We start from the raw sequence: 17,596 nt of genomic DNA on the forward strand, positions 1-17,596 counted from the left end.
CTGTTTATAAGGTAACAACAGGTTACTGCTTCTATCGATCTTCACGAGTATGCCAGAGCCTCAAAATATAAATGGTTGAGTTCTGGATTTCATAGCGTATTTCATATTGCCCTATAAGTATCTTTCTGACTTTTCTAGGCCCAAAAGTTTCAAGCCGTTCACCAAGCCTTGGGGTTTCCAGCAGACTGTCTGGACAGGATGTCAAAGACTGAACCATTTTAGCCGCAGCCTGATTATTTACCAGAGCTAAAAAATCATACAGCCACGACAAATCAGAAAGGGCTTTGCTCGTCCACTTAATTTCCACTAGGGTGGAACCGGCAAGGGGTTATCAGTCCCAAGACTTTCTGCCCACTCTTGCACAGCCTGATGATCAATAACAGCATTTGCGTCTACGTCTGACAGCGCTTCCCGGGTTAGCCTGTCACGCTCTTCTTGCTGGTCAATCCAGGCGGAAAGAGCTTGCTTGATGATCCACCCACGTGATCGCTCAAGTCTCTGTGCGAGCAGTTCCACTTTTTCAGCCAAAGGTATTGGCACATGGGCAGTTAGTACCTTCGTGTCTGTTTGAGCCATGACAACCTCACTTTTAATTAAATATTATTAATTATGATTAAGTCAAAAATGGTTTCAGACCCAGAAGCCATCAGATCATAGCAATTACTTTTTATAAAAACCCACCTCACCCTCAGGCCGGGTCTTGAATCGGCGATGCAACCACATATACTGATCCGGGTTTTTCTTTACCTGCTCTTCTACAAATTGATTGACCCGGATCGCATCCTGAAGATCATCGCCCCGGGGGAAGTCTTTCCAGGCCTCAAACACCTCAAGAACATACCCCTCGGAACCCGGTTTTCGGGTGACCACCATGGGCACCACTCTGGCCTTACCCATTTTGGTCATTCTGGAAGTGCCAGTCACCGATGCGGTCTGAACACCAAAGAAAGGAGCAAAAACACTTTGCTTGGGACCATAATCCTGATCGGGAGAGTACCAGACGGTTTTTCCCTGTCTCAGGGATCTCAGCATACCCCTTACATCCCTTCGGCCTAACAGACGACTCCCCCGGTCATAACGCAGACGTTGCCTTCTCTGCATGTATTCAAAAACAGGATTCTTGTGTTCACGATAGGTCGCGTCGACACTGTGCCTTAGCGTAATCAGAGCGCCCGATATTTCTATGGTTGTAAAATGCAGAATCAACAAAAGGTTACCCTGGCCAGTCTCTGAATTGAGATTTTCAAGACCTTTATAGGTCACCAGTCGTTCAAGTCGCTTTCTTGGCCACCACCAGGCCATGATGACTTCCATCAGACCGATGCCAACCGACTCAAAGTTTTTCTGCAACAGGGCGTCCCTTTCCGCCTCACTTATGTGGGGAAAACACTTTTCCAGATTGACCCGGGTAATACGCACCCTGCTACCACCAAAACGCAATAAAAGACGACCTACCAGACGCCCGAGGAGCACCATGACAGAATAAGGAAGCAATGCCACCAGAGCGGTGAACCCCAGTCCCAGCCATACTGGCCAGAACTTTGGTTTCAGGTAGGACCACTGAAAGCGATCGGCTTCCGTAGTATTACTTAATTCATCCGACTTCATCTATTCACCAGAAACCCTGTTTCAATAAACTTGCATAATCAGCGAAGCATCAGCCTGCCCTTGTCCGGCACTATTATCTCAGCTGCCGGGACCGAGGTCATGTTTCTCAGGGGCTAGCTTGTAAAATGACTTGAGAAATATTGCTTTTGATCGTAGCCTGACAAGCAATGCGGAGCGATAGGCCAGAAAATGAAAGGCATTGTAACTTTTTCCTATTATCCGTCAGATACAGCAAGAACATTGCTGACCTAACTTCCGTAAATAACATGGCCGCCATGAATTCAACTCTGACCTCAAAGCCATCAAAAGCCGCATTCCAGCTCAAAGGCGGCATTTATACGCTGACTACGCTTGAATTGCACAACAGCTGTCTGATCAGCTTTAGCAGGCAGTTGCAGGCGATGTCGGAAAAAGCCCCCCACTTCTTTCAGGAGACACCGGTGGTACTGGCCCTGGAGAAGTTACCAGCAACCATTGATGCCTCTGATCTGAGGGCTATTGCCGGGCGACTAAGGGAGTCCGGTATGATTCTGGTAGCCGTCCGTGGCAGCGAGCAGTTCAGATATACGGCGGAGCGTGCAGGCATAGCCTGGCTACCCTTTCAGAAGACAAAGTCAGAGAAAAATGTGGTCATGATGCAACAGAACGGTCAACCGATGCCGGTCGAACGTCATGAGCCAGCTCGCTTTGAGCAAAAAGAAGAAACCTCAGCCACCTCAGACTCAGAAACAAAAATTATCGATCAACCTGTTCGCTCTGGTCAGCAAGTCTATGCCCCGGGCGACCTGGTTGTACTATCACAGGTCAGTCCGGGTGCAGAATTACTGGCTGGCGGGCACATACACGTCTACGGACTTTTAAGAGGCAAGGCGCTTGCCGGGGTTAATGGCAATCCTGAGGCAAGAATTTTCTGCCATCGATTCGAAGCCGAACTGATTTCCATCAGCGGTCAGTACAAGCTCACCGATCAGACGGAAGAATCATCCTGGAGCCGCCACTGGGGTAAGTCTGTCTTAATAAGGCTTACTAAGGATCACTTGCACATCAGCAGGCTTTAATAAATACTTGAACATTGACCACCACTTACTATTCACAGGATTTGAACTTGGCACGCATAATTGTTGTAACGTCAGGAAAAGGCGGTGTTGGTAAAACCACAACCAGCGCTTCATTTGCCACGGGTCTGGCCATGAAAGGACACAGAACCGTCGTGATTGATTTCGATGTCGGGCTGCGAAATCTCGATCTTATCATGGGATGTGAGCGCAGAGTCGTTTATGATCTTGTGAACGTTATTAATGGCGAAGCAGCTCTTCATCAGGCGCTGATTAAAGACAAGCACACTGAAAATCTGAGCGTATTACCGGCATCACAGACCCGGGATAAAGAAGCACTGACTCTCGAAGGCCTTGAAGCAATTTTTGACGAGCTGGCAAAAGATTTTGAATACATTATCTGCGACTCACCTGCCGGCATTGAGCATGGTGCGCTCATGGCCTTGTACTTCGCAGACGAAGCTATCATAACGACGAACCCCGAGGTTTCTTCCGTCAGGGATTCAGACCGGATTCTGGGTATTTTGCAAAGCAAATCCCGGCGAGCTGAAAAAAAGCTTGATCCTGTTAAAGAGCATCTGTTGCTGACCCGTTATAACCCGACGAGGGTAGAAATGGGCGATATGCTTAATGTTGAAGACGTTCAGGAAATCCTTGCCATCCCTTTGCTGGCCGTTGTTCCTGAATCCAAAGATGTACTGAAGGCATCAAATCACGGTGTTCCGGTTATTCATCAGCAGACCACCGATGCCGGCCAGGCATACAATGATATGGTCGCTCGTTTTCTGGGCGCTGAATTACCCCACCGGTTTATTGAACCTCCGAAAAAAGGCTTTCTCCAGAAAGTTTTTGGGAGTCGTGCATGAGTCTGCTGCAATTTTTTAAATCCAGCAAATCCGAAGGCAGTGCATCAGTGGCCAAAGAACGTCTTCAGATACTGGTTGCTCACGAAAGACTGAACCGTTCTGGCCACGATTTTCTTCCGGCTATGAGACAGGACATACTGAAAGTCGTAGAAAAGTATTTTCAGGTAGCTGAAAACACCATCTCCGTCCGACTGGACAAAGATGGTGACTGCTCCACCCTGGAAGTCAACGTTCAGCTTCCTGAAAGCTCCTGACAGTCAGAGCCACCACCTATCTTTGCGCACATACAGTACTGGCATAGATTACTTCTATGCCAGTATCTTTCCAGCGTTGAATCAAACAGCTGTTTAATACCAATCAAACTTTCTAACTCCCCATTGCGCTGAAGATTTGAGCCTTAATCCTGCGTTGGCGATCGTCGCCACAGCTAAGGCTATGACTCCTCACACCTCCTTGTCTTAAGGCTCAAATCTCCATGCTCATCACAGGAGTTAGAAAGCACGATTGGTATAACTCACCAGAATTTGACGCCTCCAACAGTTTGCAACGTTTTAATAACACAGCGTTGCAAACTGCAATTGAAACTCTCACTTAAGTACAAATTCAGACTAACCGAATGATTGAGTTGCTGTTATTCTTAAATGGTATCCATGCAAAAGCCAGCACGGTCAGGAAAGACTATGAAACATCACTACTCTGCGCCATTTAAAAGTCGGAAAACCACTATTCGCCCACAGGTTCGCGCATACAATGCAACTGCCTACCCAAAAAACCTGAAGCCTTTGATGAAAAACAGCAGCCAGCTGCCAGCCAGCAAGCCTGAAGGCAACGAATGCTTTGAGCTCGGGTATAACTGATACATTCTGCCGAGCGCCTTCCAAAGCCCAAAGCAGAATAATCATAGGCCTTTATGACTGTTTTAAAGCGACTCAAAATCATTACGCAGGCAAGGAAAGAATCACCTTGCCTGTTGTTTTATTGGATGCCATTAAATCATACGCTTTCTGATATTGTTCTATGGGAAGAACTGTATCAATAATCGGTTTTAATTGGCCCAGAGCAAATAAAGGCCAAACCTTTTCCACTAATTCGGTTAACAACCTTTCTTTTTCGGTAATTGGCAGAAAGCGCAGGGTTGATCCCATCACCTGAATTCTTTTCATTAACAACAGCCCCATATCCAATTGTGCTTTTCGGCCTGCCATTAAACCTATAGTGACAATTCTTCCGCCGTTATTCATTAAAGGCAGGTATCTTTCCAGCCAGTCTCCGGCACAGCAATCCAACACCATATCAAAGGGGCCAAAGGCATTAAGAACTTGCCAATCCTGCCGATGTCTGTTCAGGCCATTTTTTGCTCCCAGCTCTCTGCAGAATTGCAGCTTCTCATCACTGCCGACCACTACCGTTACATCAATGCCCAAATGGTCGCATAATTGAAGAACTGCAGTACCCACACCGCTGGCACCCGCCATCAGCAGAACCTTGTCTCCGGCTTTGACCTTGCCACGATGAAACAGGTTTAGCCAGGCGGTTGTGTAAACCTCAACAATGCCACCTGCCTGAACGAGGCTCAGTGACCCGGGAACCGGCAGCAACAGCCGCTGATCACACACTACGCTGGTCGCCAGTCCTCCACCCGGCAACAACGCACACACCTGCTGACCCGGCAACCACTGGCTGACATTGGCTCCAACCGTCTCAATAATCCCGGAGCATTCCAGTCCCATAACGGGCGTTACACCTTCTGGTGGATTGTAAGTTCCGGCCTGTTGCGACAGGTCGGCACGGTTAAGACCTGCGGCCACTACGCGAACTTTTACCTGATCTTTACCCGGAGGCTTATCGGGAAAAGATCGCCATTGCAACGCCTTGTCAATAGCCATAAGTCCGTGAAAGTTTTTGCTCTCTTGCATCTTTACTCAATCCTCGTTGATCAAGCCGATACAGGTATCATGAAAATACCTCCATTATCGAGCTTCATTGAATGAGGGTTTACCAACCTGAAGCGACTCTGACAGTCCACTGACTGGCTGCATTCAGTTATAGACTGTATTATGTCTCAGGGGATATTCACAATCACAAAAGAAAACTGATTGAGAAAGCCCCCAAAGCACTGGTAACTTAAAAATAGAGGTCAACCAATGCTTTGGGATGAGTCTATGGACCAACTGTCTGGGAGCCAGCAGTGCCAAATGCGCCAAACGCAGTATCACCCGGTAACAAAGCTTTGACAGGCTCTGGACTATTTCCGGTGCAAAATAGGCTGTAACGAACGTTCTGAATATTTTGGTACAAGTGTTTCAGGCACAGTGGGATGGAGTGTCCTATAGTCGATGAACGTCGTCTTAGGCACTCTGTAATAAGGACGTAATCCTTCATGAGCCGAGGCGGCACACCCGATATCGAAAAACGACACGGAGCTTCACAATCCATGATACCGACCCTGCTAAACGCCAGGAAAATACCATCGGTTTTTTTTGCCCTGTTCACCGCGCTCTGTTTAACCACCAGCTCGGTTTTTGCCGCTGACCAGAATCTTGAGCGCCCGGTTGAAGAACTTAAGCCCAGCCTGCAGCAGGCCATTGCCAGTGTTAATGTGGTGCAACTGCTTTCACGTAACCATTACCGTAAAATTGAGCTGGACAAAGAGAGTGGTGAAAAAGTATTTCAGCGCTATCTCGATCGTCTGGACCCCAACCGCAGCTTCTTCCTGCAAAGCGATATTGATCAGTTTGCCCCCTACAAAGAAAAGCTCGACAGCTCACTCAAGAGCGGCGACCTGAAACCTGCTTTTGAAATATTCAATCGCTACACAGTCAGGGCAGAAGAACGTGCCCGCTACATGTTGGCTCAGGTCAAGCAGGGAGTCGACAAATTGAACCTGAAAAAGAACGAAGACCTGATTGTTGACCGCAAGGAGCAGCCCTGGCTGGCCAATAAAAAGGCCCAGCGTGACCTCTGGAAAAAGCAGTTCAAGGACAGCGTACTGACCTTAAAGCTGAACAACAAAACCGATGAAGAAATTGCAGATCAACTGAAACGACGTAACACCAACCTCTTACGCCGATTGCATCAGAGTAAAAGTGAAGACGTTTTCCAGACCTACATTAATTCTTTCACCGGGATTTTCGATCCCCATACCCAGTATTTTTCGCCTCAGACTGCCGAGAACTTCGACATTAATATGAGCCTTTCTCTGGAAGGTATTGGTGCAGTACTGTCTGCCGAGGATGAATACACAAAAGTGGTCAGCATAGTTCCCGGTGGTCCTGCCGATAAAGCAGGCAAGCTGAAGCCCGGCGATAAAATCATCAGCGTAGGCCAGGGCCAGAAAGGCGCCCTGGAAGATGTCGTAGGAATGCGTCTGGATGATGTGGTTAAACTGATCCGTGGTAAAAAGAAAACCCTGGTCAGACTGGAGGTCATTCCGGGGTCCAGCAAAAGCAGCAACACCCGTATTTACGAAATTGTTCGTGACAAGGTCAAGCTGGAAGAACAAGACGCGAAAAGTCACATTCTGGAATTTAAACAGAATAATAAAAACAAGCGTATAGGGGTTATCGAAATTCCTACCTTTTACATAGACTTTAAAGCGGCTCAGTCCGGTGATCCCAACTACAAGAGCACGACGCGCGACGTGCGCAAGCTGCTTGAAAAGCTCAAGAAAGAAAACCTGGACGGCCTGATCATAGACCTTCGTGGCAATGGTGGTGGCTCTTTGCAGGAAGCCAATGAGCTAACAGGCCTGTTTATTGATCAGGGCCCGACAGTTCTGGTAAGGGACAGCAGAGGTCGCACCGAGCGTCAGCAGGACCCGGACCCGACTCAGGTCTACAATGGCCCCATGGCCGTTGTGGTTGACCGCCTGAGTGCTTCTGCTTCGGAAATCTTTGCCGGTGCCATGCAAGACTATGGACGGGCACTGGTGATTGGCGGTCAGACTTACGGAAAGGGTACCGTGCAAAGCATTCAGCCGCTTAACCATGGACAGCTGAAACTGACCCTCGCCAAGTTCTACCGTATTTCCGGTGAAAGTACCCAGAACCAGGGTGTGTTGCCCGACATTGCCTTTCCGTCACTGTATGACGGACGTGATATCGGCGAAAGCAAACTGCCTGACGCCCTGCCCTGGGACACCATCAAGCCAATCCCTTACAGAAAGTATTCAGATATGAAACCTTATCTGCAACCTCTCGATGATAAGCACCGCAAGCGAACAGATGAGGACCCGGATTTCGTCTATCTGAACGAAATGAAGGAGTACCTGTCCCGCTACGAAAATCAGGAAAAAGTGTCGCTGAACGAAGCAAAGCGCAAGCACGAAATCCAGACCATGCGTAGCCAGAGGCTGGCCATTGAGAACAGGCTAAGAAAAGCCAAAGGGGAACCCCTGTTGAATAATCTGGATGAACTGGAAGCAGCCGAGCAGGAAGAGTCTTCTTCAGAAACCAAAAACAAAAAGAAAGAAACAGACGCCTTTATCAAGGAAGCCGGAATGGTTCTGGTGGATCTGGTTCAAATTCAGACAAAACAAAAAACAGCCAACCGTTAATAACCTCTCAGGGCCTGATTGTCAGGCCCTGCCAGCCTCAAGAGTTCAGCCTCCTGAATCTCAGGACAGCTACTAATATCTACCTTCCGATAAAAAACACTGGTACAATGTCGCTTAATAAAATAGAAGCGCCCTAAACAGGAAGTTATTCCGGGATTTGTTGCAATGTCTAGTGAATACTGAATGCCTGGCCTCTTCTGCTGTGCTCTCTGTTAATAACGCCCAGTCTCTGCAGGAGACTTTTAAAAACTCCAATCAGGGAACAACCATGTACGCTGTCATTTTCAGAGCAACAGTCAAAAAACTGGATCAAGAGTACCTTGAACTGGCCCAGCGCATGCGTGAGCTGGCCCTGGATGAATACGGTTGTATTGAGTTTATAGCCAGTACTGAAGGCGATCAGGAGCTGGCTATCTCATACTGGCCAGACAAAAACAGCATCCATGCCTGGAAGAACAACCCCGAACACCTGACAGCCCAAAAAAAAGGCAAAGCACTCTGGTACCATGATTACCAGGTGGAAATTGTTGAAGTCCTTCACAAATACCATGGCTAAAAATCAAATGCCCGGACACCTCTGAAGTGTAATGTTCGCACAAATCGATTTGCTCAATTGCGCCTCAATCCTCTTCCTGAATCCAGAGCTTTGCCGCCTCCAGCTGCTCGTATTTGAAGTGCCTGATTTTTGCGGCAATAAAGTGGCTGGCCATTTTTTCCCTTGCCCCCACCTCTTTTGCATCCGTCACAATGGCAATTTTTCTCAGATGTTTGTGATGATTTTTCACAAACCGGATGTGGCTGACCAGTGCACCAAAGGATTCCCAGCCGGGAAAATGATCGGTATGGATAATCAACCCGGCCAGCCCTCCTCTCTCTTCAATCAAAGGATCAATTTGTCGAGCGGCAGAAACAAAATCCTCTTTTGAAAGAGGTCCATGAGGTTCCAGAAGAGCAATGCCGTCTTTCCTGCCCATTTCAATAGAAAGCATATTCGATCCCAGCCTCCGCATGAATGAAATAGAATTGTACTGCAATCACTATAGGTCGGATCACCGTCTTCTCCAATCCATGTCCGGATGGCATGAAATCAACGTTCTTGTGGAATCTTTACGGCAGCTTATTTCAATGACTGACACCTTCAGTCCCGGTATGACTGCTCCCTGTATTCCATCCGGGCTTTCACTTCAGCGCAGTATTCGGCTGTGGGTCTTGCCAGAAGGCGGGGGATGCCTATGGGCTCGTCCGATTCAAGACAGTAACCATAGGTACCTGATCGTATACGCTCCAGTGACTGTCTGATCTTGGAGAGCAATTTTTGTTCTCGATCTAAAATCCGCAACGAAGTACTGCACTCTTCTTCCCAGGATGCTCTATCACTGTCATCGTTCAATTCCGGTGGGCTGGCCATTTGACTTTTGGCCTCTTGAATTCGAGCTTCTGTCGAGTTGTGAAGCAGCAATAGTTGGTGCTTGAAGAAATCCAGTTGCTCAGTATTCATGTAGTCAGACTCTGCAGCCTGTTTGATCTGATCTTCAGTCAACGTGCCTTGTCCCAGTGATGTTGTCTTCATTGACTTTCTCCCCAACCAGGAAAAGGATCACTCAAACTTGCCCAGTACTCTTTACCTTTGAGAACCTCGTCTTCTGTTAACAGGCAATAGTCGAGGGCTTTAGTGATGGCCTGTTGATCCAAACCCTGACCAATGAAAACAAGCTCCTGACGCATATCGCCGAAAGGTTCTACCCAGTTACTCTTGATGGAGGCGAGGTAATCTTCATCGGTAGGCCAGTTCTCTTTCGGGACAGCTTTCCAAAACATCCCTGCGAAACCATAACGTGCAATACCGCCAGCCTGACTCCATTGGCCTGCAAATTCCGGACGGGAGGCCAACCAAAAGTAGCCTTTGGATCGAATCAGTTTTCCATAGTCTCTCGCCGAGTGGAGAAACTGGTAAAACTTTTCTGGATGAAAGGGTCGGCGGGCGGTGTAACTAAAACTTCCAATGCCGTATTCTTCGGTTTCCGGCACATGTTCCCCGCGCATTTCCTTAAGCCAGCCTGGCGCTGATTGTGCGCGCTCAAAGTCAAACAGCCCAGTGTTTAATACTTCGTCAACATTTACCTGACCATGAGCAATGGGAATGATTCGGGCATTGGTATTAAGCGTTTTCAGAATCGCGGTCAAACGTTCCAGTTCGGGTTGTTCTATCAAATCGGTTTTGCTGATTAGTAGTATATCGGCGAACTCAACCTGATCTACCAATAAATCAGCGACACTGCGTTCATCCTCTTCACCTAAAGACTCCCCGGTTTCCTGAAGGTATTTCGCCTCGTCATAATCCTTGAGGAAGTTCACCGCATCTACCACAGTGATCATTGTATCCAGCGTGGCGACATCAGACAGTGATTCACCCTTTTCATCAGCAAAGGTAAAGGTTTCAGCGACGGGTAAAGGCTCGGAAATGCCGGTGGACTCAATCACCAGGTAATCAAAACGTTCCTCCTGTGCCAGTTTGTTGATCTCCAGCAACAGATCTTCGCGCAAGGTACAACAAATACAGCCATTACTCATCTCCACCAGCTTCTCCTCCTGGTGACTCAGTGAGACTTCGTTTTTTACCTGTGCTGCATCGATATTGATTTCACTCATATCGTTAACGATAACGGCCACTTTTTTACCTTGACGGTTGTTAAGAATGTGGCTCAGTACAGTGGTTTTTCCTGCGCCAAGAAAGCCTGACAGCACAGTGACGGGTAGTTGAGTCATGACGGATAGTTCCGGTCCAAGTGAATATGCGGTTGAGTACGCCCTGAATTGTTATGTTATATTATAACTATTTAAATTTAGTCAACTACCACTGAATGCTTGTTTTAACCTGAGCCCGGTCATGATGATCGGGAAATGACAACCTATCTCCAAAAGATATGGAAGAGATGCAAAACGCCGTTGAAATCAGCATGGAACTTTTTCATAACTGCCAATGTCTAATTTTAAGACTGATCAGAACATTTGTACCAAGTTAGAGAGGTTGACCATTTAATTTTTCAAGGAGGACTTGATGATGATACAAGCAAGGATTCAGCCAGGAAACAATAACAGACTGCTCGACCAATGGCGCGCTAAAATCGGTCAAGAGACAGGGGATACCACTCAACCAACATTTAGTGGCCGGTTTATTGCCAGATACGATAACTTTTTAGATAAAAACTTAATGCTTAAGGTATGCAAGGACGCAAAAGAAGCCAGAAGCTTTGATGCCTTTGTCGATAACAGATTAGAGGATCTGGCCCATGAAAAAGAAATGAAATACTACCCAAATTTCCTGGACAGCAGTCCCCACAAGGATCGCTATAATGTGCCAGTGCTCGGGGCATTTTGTTCAGGTGAAATGCTGGCACCCGTTATCGCATTTGACAGGTCTTGTAAATTAGCTGACGAAGATCAGGTGAGAGCCTATCTTGAGAAAAAAAATGTCACTGAATCAGTGGCTGATCTCACCTGTTCCAGCCTGGAAAAAATGGCTCAACTAGGCAATTGGTCCGATCAGAGAGTGCCATTTCACGCCAGCATACTAAAATATACGCTTAATTCAGACTTCCCGGAAATATCGCATCTGGGTTGGCATTATGACTGGACCAGTTTATCAATGTTAACAGTCGTTTCGCCATGCGAGCAGGAAAACGGTACATACTCCGGCGGAGAGCTGTCTTTTGCTGAACGCGCACAAGAAACGTTTTTTTCCAGACTTTATTCTAAGTTTTTTTATACGCCAAGCTACATTCCTGAAACGGTCAAAACGTATTCCTATCCAGAAAGTGGCTGCTTTTTTTTCGAGAACCTCTGGTCGGAACACAAAGTGAACAAGATGAGTCTGGTTGCAGGGGAATCCTGTGAACGCGTCCTGTTTACCCTGTTCGCAAATCCGAATTTAGAACAACTGATGTCCTTTTTGAGCCGAAATTCAGACAAAAATCTGGTGACAAAAGATGGGCTTTGAAGTCAGTGACTTTGAGTGCTGCGAGGGGTTCGAAATTCTCCAAGACATATTTTTTTATTTTATCGCTTGTCTCGCTGGCCGGGCCTCTTTATATTCGAGAAACTGAATAGCACTCAAATCAAGAATAAGAATCCATGAACATTGCCATCTATATATACGACAATGCAGAAGTACTGGATTTTTCCGGTCCTTATGAAGTGTTTTCAACAGCCAGCCGGGTCTGTGCAGACGGCGAGCCTTTTAATGTCTTTCTGATAGGAGAGACTGGTGAAACCGTTACTGCCCGAGCCGGATACAGCGTGAACCCTGACTATGGGTTCTACAATCACCCCCCTGTTGACTTACTGATGGTGGTTGGCGGTGTCCATCATGCTGAATTGAAAAAGCCTCAGGTACTGGACTGGCTTCGAACTTTTTCAGCCAGTGCACACATGACAACATCCGTTTGCACTGGCGCTTTTATCCTGGCCGAAGCGGGCATTCTAACCGATCAGAAAGTCACTACTCACTGGGAAGATATTCCTGACCTGAGGCAACATTATCCACAACTGCTTGTGGTCTCTGACCAGCGCTGGGTAAAAGACGGCTCTATCATGACATCAGCCGGTATTACAGCCGGAATCGATATGAGTCTTTCCCTGGTGAGTTTGCTGCACAGTCAGGAACTTGCCGAGAAAACTGCAAGACAGATGGACTTTGTATGGATGCAGGAGCCAGAGCAACGCAGGAGCAGTTGCCGCGAGCGCCTGAGCAATGAGTCAGAAAATATGATTTCCTATGGTTGAGTACTTACGGGTTTCGATGCAAAACCATCTGGTCGTTTGATCGCAAAGTTTCATGCCTCGGTCAGTTCAGCTTGCTCAGGGACTTTGATCATTGATCCGGAACTTATTGAAGCAGTGATTGACTGAGACTAAAACCTTACTCAAATGAAGTCACTGTTTCATTTGCTTACACAGCCAATGGCTCTTAAACTTCACAACCATCCGATCCTTTTGACTTAAGTCCGACTGCATCTGGGTGGCCTCGTCCTAGTCAGGCGACCTCTCTGACACTTTCTAAACGGCTACCTTGACCTTAAGAAGTTTGTTCTGCGTTTCTACAGGAACGAATCGGAGGCTTTGTATGTCTGTTAATCAATGTCCTATTATGCATCATGCCGCTGGCAGTGGTACTTCCAACCAGGATTGGTGGCCCAATCGATTAAATCTGGAAATCCTGCGTCAACACGGTAGTGCTTCAAACCCGATGGGTGCGCATTTCGATTATGCGGCTGAGTTCAACAGCCTGGATTTCGGGGCGGTCAAGACCGACCTCACATCACTGATGACCGACTCCCAGTCCTGGTGGCCCGCCGACTTTGGTCATTATGGTCCTCTCTTTGTCCGGATGGCCTGGCACAGTGCCGGAACCTATCGCAATCTTGATGGCCGTGGTGGTGCAGGAACGGGTAGCCAGCGTTTTGCCCCCCTTAACAGTTGGCCAGATAATGCCAATCTCGACAAGGCCCGTCGTTTGCTCTGGCCTGTTAAACAGAAATACGGCCGAAAACTGTCCTGGGCTGACCTGCTGATTCTGGCAGGTAATGTGGCTCTGGAAACAATGGGCTTTAAAACCTTTGGCTTTGCCGGCGGGCGAGTAGATATCTGGGAATCAGAAAAAGATATTTACTGGGGCAACGAGAAAACCTGGCTGGGAGACGAGCGCCACATCGGTGAACGTAATCTGGAAAAGCCACTGGCCGCCGTCGAGATGGGCCTGATCTATGTTAACCCCGAAGGTCCTAATGGCAATCCTGACCCAAAAGCTGCTGCTATGGAAATCCGGAGTACTTTTGCACGCATGGCGATGGACGATGAGGAGACCGTTGCCCTGATTGCAGGTGGCCATACTTTTGGCAAGTGTCACGGGGCGGGTGACCCATCTCTGGTCGGTCCTGAACCCGAAGCAGCAGACATAACCGAGCAGGGACTGGGATGGAGCAGCAGCCATGGATCTGGAAAAGCCGGCGATACCATTACGGGTGGTCCGGAAGTGACCTGGACCAGCCAGCCAACCCAGTGGAGCAACCTGTATTTTGAAAATCTGTTCCAACACGAATGGGAACTGACCAAAAGTCCGGCCGGAGCCTATCAATGGGTGGCCAAAGACAGTGAAGACACTATTCCTGATGCCCATGATCCAACAAAACGTCATCAGCCCACCATGCTGACTACCGATCTGTCACTTCGTTTTGACGCAGCTTATGAAAAGATATCCAGAAACTTTTATGAACATCCGGATCAGTTTGCCGATGCCTTTGCCCGAGCCTGGTTTAAGCTGACTCATCGGGACATGGGACCCATTTCACGCTACCTGGGTCCGGAAGTGCCCAGCGAAGTAATGATCTGGCAAGACCCCATTCCTTCTGTTGATCATGAACTGATCAATAGGGAGGATCAGGCTGCGCTCAAGCAACAGATTCTGGGTTCTACTCTCTCAATCAGTGAACTGGTATCAACCGCCTGGGCTTCTGCCTCAACCTTCAGAGGTTCGGATATGCGTGGTGGCGCCAATGGCGCCAGAATCCGGCTGGAGCCCCAGAAAAGTTGGGAGGTCAACAGGCCAGAACAACTTACTCGCGTTCTGCAGCAGCTTGAAGATATCCAGCAAGCGTTCAATGGTTCTCAATCAGGTAACAAAAAGATTTCCCTGGCCGACCTGATTGTCCTGGGTGGTTGTGCCGCTGTTGAACAGTCTGCTAAAAATGCAGGCTACGCTATTGACCTGAAATTCAACCCTGGTCGTATGGACGCGTCGCAGCAACAAACGGATGTTCAGAGCTTCCGGCTACTGGAGCCGACAGCAGACGGCTTCAGAAACTATCAGAAAAATACCACGGATGTTTCTGCAGAGGCACTTTTAATCGACAAGGCGCAGCTGTTGACCCTGACTATCCCTGAAATGACGGTACTTGTTGGTGGCATGCGTGTTCTGAATACTAACAGCGACCAGAGTCAGCATGGGGTTTTCACCTCAAAATCAGATGCCCTGAGCAATGATTTCTTTATCAATCTGCTGAATATGGACATTGAGTGGAAAGCTACATCGGTGGATGAAAATATTTTCGAAGGCCATGATCGTGCTACCGGAGCCAGTCAGTGGAGCGCAACCCGGGTAGATCTGATTTTTGGCTCAAACTCCGAACTCCGTGCAGTAGCCGAAGTCTATGGTTCGGACGACGCCGGTGAGAAGTTTGTTCACGACTTCGCTGCCGCCTGGCTGAAAGTGATGGATCTTGACCGGTTCGACCTTAGGGATTCCTGATTGCTTCAACCAATACAAAAACCGCCAGAATCAGCTGGCGGTTTTTTTTAAGTACTGAAAAATACTTCAGTCTCAGGCATTAGCTTGCCGGATGACATCGACAGCCTGACCATTCTCTTCAGCAGAGATACAGGCTGCAGCAGTGAACAAAACGTCGGTTGAACTGTTCAATGCCGTTTCAGCAGAATCCTGGATAACACCGATAATAAAACCAACGGCAACAACCTGCATAGCCACATCAGCAGAGATGCCGAACAGGCTGCAAGCCAGAGGAATCAGCAGCAAAGAGCCACCTGCCACACCTGAGGCGCCGCAGGCAGACACAGCAGCAATCAGACTCAGAATCAGAGCCGTTGGCATGTCCACCTGGATACCCAGAGTATTGACAGCAGCAAGAGTCATTACAGTGATGGTGATGGCAGCGCCCGCCATGTTGATGGTCGCTCCCAGAGGAATGGATACAGAGTATGTATCCTCATGCAGGTTCAACTTTTTGCAAAGCTCCATGTTCACTGGAATGTTAGCGGCGGAGCTACGGGTGAAAAATGCGGTTACACCACTTTCACGCAGGCATTGGAAAATCAGTGGGTATGGGTTGCGCCTGAGTTTGGCGAACACGATCAGCGGGTTCACGACCAGCGCAATAATCAGCATACAACCGATCAGAACCATCAACAGCTGCCCGTACTCAGCCAGAGCAGAGAAACCAGTCTGGGCTATGGTGTTGGCGACCAGACCGAAGATACCAAAAGGTGCCAGCTGGATAACAAACCGAACGACGTTGGATACCGCATCGGAAAGGTCATGAATAAAACGCTTGGTGCTATCAGAAGCACGATGCAGAGCAAGCCCCAGTGCGATAGCCCATGTCAGAATACCGATAAAATTACCGGTCATCAGAGCTTCAACGGGATTCTGGACAATGTTGAACAACAGGGTGTTCAGAACTTCACCAATGCCCTGGGGCGGGTTGGCACTGGCTTCATTAGTGACCAGAGTGAGAGTAACCGGAAAAGCAAAGCTCATGGCAACGGCCGTCAGAGAGGCCGCCAGGGTGCCGATCAGGTAGAGGCTGATGATGGGCCTCATGTTGGTGTGCTGACCTTTCTTCTGGTTGGCAATAGAAGCCACCACTAGCACAAAGACCAGAACAGGTGCTATTGCTTTGAGGGAACCAACGAACAGAGAACCCAGCAAAGAGAAAGAGATAGCGGTATCAGGAGCGACGACCCCAAGGCCTGCCCCCATTACAATACCTGCGATTATCCTCAGAACCAGGCTCGTGCTGGCCATGCGTTCGAATAGAGATTGAGTTTCACCCATACCATACCCCACTTTATTTATAATGAAATTGACGCCCTTTCAGACAATCAGTTGACGATCGGGGAAAGGCTGAGCTCCCGGCTTTTGGCTGTTTGCTCATCAATCTTTCCGTACCATTCCCCTCGTCTGAAAGGCCCCTAGGAGCCTGACCGAGAATAGACTGCCCTACTGCGGCGGCAGCAAATTGGTCTGAAAATCCGCTTTTGTTCGTCAAATAGCTCGCTATTCTCCTCACAAAACCGAATTTTCATCCTCAATTTTCTGCCGTCCTCGCTACGGGCGCTATTCTCGGTCAGGCTCCTAGATATAACGGAAATCACCTATCGGGCGATCATTTTATAAGCAGTTCACACAAATCAAGTGCCCAAAACTAATGGATCAGGCCCTCTGCATTATTGATATAAGTTATATATTTAGACCGTTATTCTACAGAGTAAGTTCACTATTACTTTTCCGCCAGCTGGCTCAGTGGTCATTTCAGTGGAGGCATTGAGTCACTTTGCCCCTGACCCTGTTGATCTTTATGCGTGGGATAAAAATCAGCTTTACCCATCGTTTATTGGCCTTTAAAGCTTTTTTCCTGTTCATTTATTGAACTCAGCAGTGAGGATAGAGAGTCCGGGATGACACGTCATTGTGGATTGAACGGTAATGGGAAGGGTTTCCCTCGAGACATTAATCAGTAAATCACATGAACAATAGGTATATTCGCTCTCTGACACTGTCTTCTGCCGAAAAAGCAATCACAGCCAAAGGAAATTAGCTCGTTGTTTGAATCACGAAAGTATCCGTTTCAAGTCTCTTTTTGAGCGGTATAATCTGAAACAGGCATTAAAAGTGCCGAACGACAGTGATGCAAACATTACCACAATGGCAAACACGCCGG

At 48.0% G+C, this 17,596-nt stretch carries 17 protein-coding genes; 9 read left to right on the forward strand and 8 right to left on the reverse strand.

Annotated features, from left to right (window positions below):
* Positions 1–31: 31 nt before the first annotated feature.
* From ACOMHB_RS17180 to lpxL, 3 genes are all read right to left on the reverse strand, one after another.
* On the reverse strand, positions 32–307 hold the full coding sequence (locus ACOMHB_RS17180) for a type II toxin-antitoxin system RelE/ParE family toxin (RefSeq protein WP_448217535.1): 276 nt from the start codon (positions 305–307) through the stop codon (positions 32–34).
* Complete coding sequence (locus ACOMHB_RS17185; protein ID WP_422138372.1) at positions 307–576, reverse strand: CopG family ribbon-helix-helix protein; 270 nt, start codon at positions 574–576, stop codon at positions 307–309. The genes ACOMHB_RS17180 and ACOMHB_RS17185 overlap by 1 nt, the downstream gene beginning before the upstream one ends.
* An 84-nt stretch (positions 577–660) precedes the next feature.
* On the reverse strand, positions 661–1,608 hold the full coding sequence (gene lpxL, locus ACOMHB_RS17190) for an LpxL/LpxP family Kdo(2)-lipid IV(A) lauroyl/palmitoleoyl acyltransferase (RefSeq protein WP_422134338.1): 948 nt from the start codon (positions 1,606–1,608) through the stop codon (positions 661–663).
* A 275-nt stretch (positions 1,609–1,883) separates the two neighbouring features.
* Here lpxL and minC point away from each other — a divergent pair, with 275 nt between their 5' ends.
* The 4 genes from minC (at position 1,884) to ACOMHB_RS17210 (ending at position 4,386) form a co-directional block, all read left to right on the forward strand.
* Positions 1,884–2,666, forward strand: a complete 783-nt coding sequence (gene minC / locus ACOMHB_RS17195; protein ID WP_448217536.1) for a septum site-determining protein MinC — start codon at positions 1,884–1,886, stop codon at positions 2,664–2,666.
* A gap of 47 nt (positions 2,667–2,713) precedes the next feature.
* Entirely contained in the window at positions 2,714–3,529 is an 816-nt protein-coding gene (gene minD / locus ACOMHB_RS17200) for a septum site-determining protein MinD (RefSeq protein WP_317142193.1), read from the forward strand.
* Entirely contained in the window at positions 3,526–3,783 is a 258-nt protein-coding gene (gene minE, locus ACOMHB_RS17205) for a cell division topological specificity factor MinE (RefSeq protein ID WP_422134340.1), read from the forward strand. Before minD ends, minE begins: the two co-directional genes overlap by 4 nt.
* Before the next feature lie 426 nt (positions 3,784–4,209).
* Entirely contained in the window at positions 4,210–4,386 is a 177-nt protein-coding gene (locus ACOMHB_RS17210; RefSeq protein ID WP_422134341.1) for a hypothetical protein, read from the forward strand.
* Positions 4,387–4,467: 81 nt separating this feature from the next.
* Here the strand turns inward: ACOMHB_RS17210 and ACOMHB_RS17215 are convergent, their stop codons facing one another.
* Positions 4,468–5,445: an NAD(P)H-quinone oxidoreductase gene (locus ACOMHB_RS17215; protein ID WP_448217537.1), complete on the reverse strand. Its 978-nt coding sequence runs from the start codon at positions 5,443–5,445 to the stop codon at positions 4,468–4,470.
* A gap of 464 nt (positions 5,446–5,909) precedes the next feature.
* Here ACOMHB_RS17215 and ACOMHB_RS17220 point away from each other — a divergent pair, with 464 nt between their 5' ends.
* Entirely contained in the window at positions 5,910–8,084 is a 2,175-nt protein-coding gene (locus tag ACOMHB_RS17220) for a carboxy terminal-processing peptidase (RefSeq protein WP_448217538.1), read from the forward strand.
* 172 nt (positions 8,085–8,256) lie between these two features.
* Positions 8,257–8,640, forward strand: coding sequence for an antibiotic biosynthesis monooxygenase family protein (locus tag ACOMHB_RS17225; RefSeq protein ID WP_448217539.1), 384 nt, complete (start codon positions 8,257–8,259; stop codon positions 8,638–8,640).
* A 64-nt stretch (positions 8,641–8,704) separates the two neighbouring features.
* Here the strand turns inward: ACOMHB_RS17225 and ACOMHB_RS17230 are convergent, their stop codons facing one another.
* The 3 genes from ACOMHB_RS17230 to zigA all read right to left on the reverse strand — a co-directional run bounded on the left by ACOMHB_RS17230 (position 8,705) and on the right by zigA (position 10,850).
* Positions 8,705–9,073 carry a SpoIIAA family protein gene (locus tag ACOMHB_RS17230; protein ID WP_448217540.1) on the reverse strand — a complete coding sequence of 123 codons (369 nt, stop codon included), beginning with the start codon at positions 9,071–9,073 and terminating at the stop codon, positions 8,705–8,707.
* 149 nt (positions 9,074–9,222) lie between these two features.
* Positions 9,223–9,654 carry a TraR/DksA family transcriptional regulator gene (locus ACOMHB_RS17235; protein ID WP_448217541.1) on the reverse strand — a complete coding sequence of 144 codons (432 nt, stop codon included), beginning with the start codon at positions 9,652–9,654 and terminating at the stop codon, positions 9,223–9,225.
* Entirely contained in the window at positions 9,651–10,850 is a 1,200-nt protein-coding gene (gene zigA, locus ACOMHB_RS17240) for a zinc metallochaperone GTPase ZigA (protein WP_448217542.1), read from the reverse strand. The genes ACOMHB_RS17235 and zigA overlap by 4 nt, the downstream gene beginning before the upstream one ends.
* A 292-nt stretch (positions 10,851–11,142) precedes the next feature.
* On the opposite strand from zigA, the gene ACOMHB_RS17245 reads away from it, so the two are divergent.
* From ACOMHB_RS17245 to katG, 3 genes are all read left to right on the forward strand, one after another.
* The gene (locus ACOMHB_RS17245; RefSeq protein WP_448217543.1) at positions 11,143–12,081 is read left to right on the forward strand and encodes a hypothetical protein; all 939 of its coding nucleotides are present in this window, start codon (positions 11,143–11,145) and stop codon (positions 12,079–12,081) included.
* A 134-nt stretch (positions 12,082–12,215) separates the two neighbouring features.
* Entirely contained in the window at positions 12,216–12,866 is a 651-nt protein-coding gene (locus ACOMHB_RS17250) for a DJ-1/PfpI family protein (RefSeq protein ID WP_448217544.1), read from the forward strand.
* Between the two features lie 340 nt (positions 12,867–13,206).
* Positions 13,207–15,387: a catalase/peroxidase HPI gene (gene katG, locus ACOMHB_RS17255; protein ID WP_448217545.1), complete on the forward strand. Its 2,181-nt coding sequence runs from the start codon at positions 13,207–13,209 to the stop codon at positions 15,385–15,387.
* A gap of 72 nt (positions 15,388–15,459) precedes the next feature.
* Here katG and sstT read toward each other — a convergent pair whose 3' ends face one another.
* Positions 15,460–16,710, reverse strand: a complete 1,251-nt coding sequence (gene sstT / locus ACOMHB_RS17260) for a serine/threonine transporter SstT (RefSeq protein WP_422134353.1) — start codon at positions 16,708–16,710, stop codon at positions 15,460–15,462.
* Positions 16,711–17,596: the final 886 nt, after the last annotated feature.

The sequence above is a fragment of the Endozoicomonas sp. 2B-B genome (assembly GCF_053470045.1).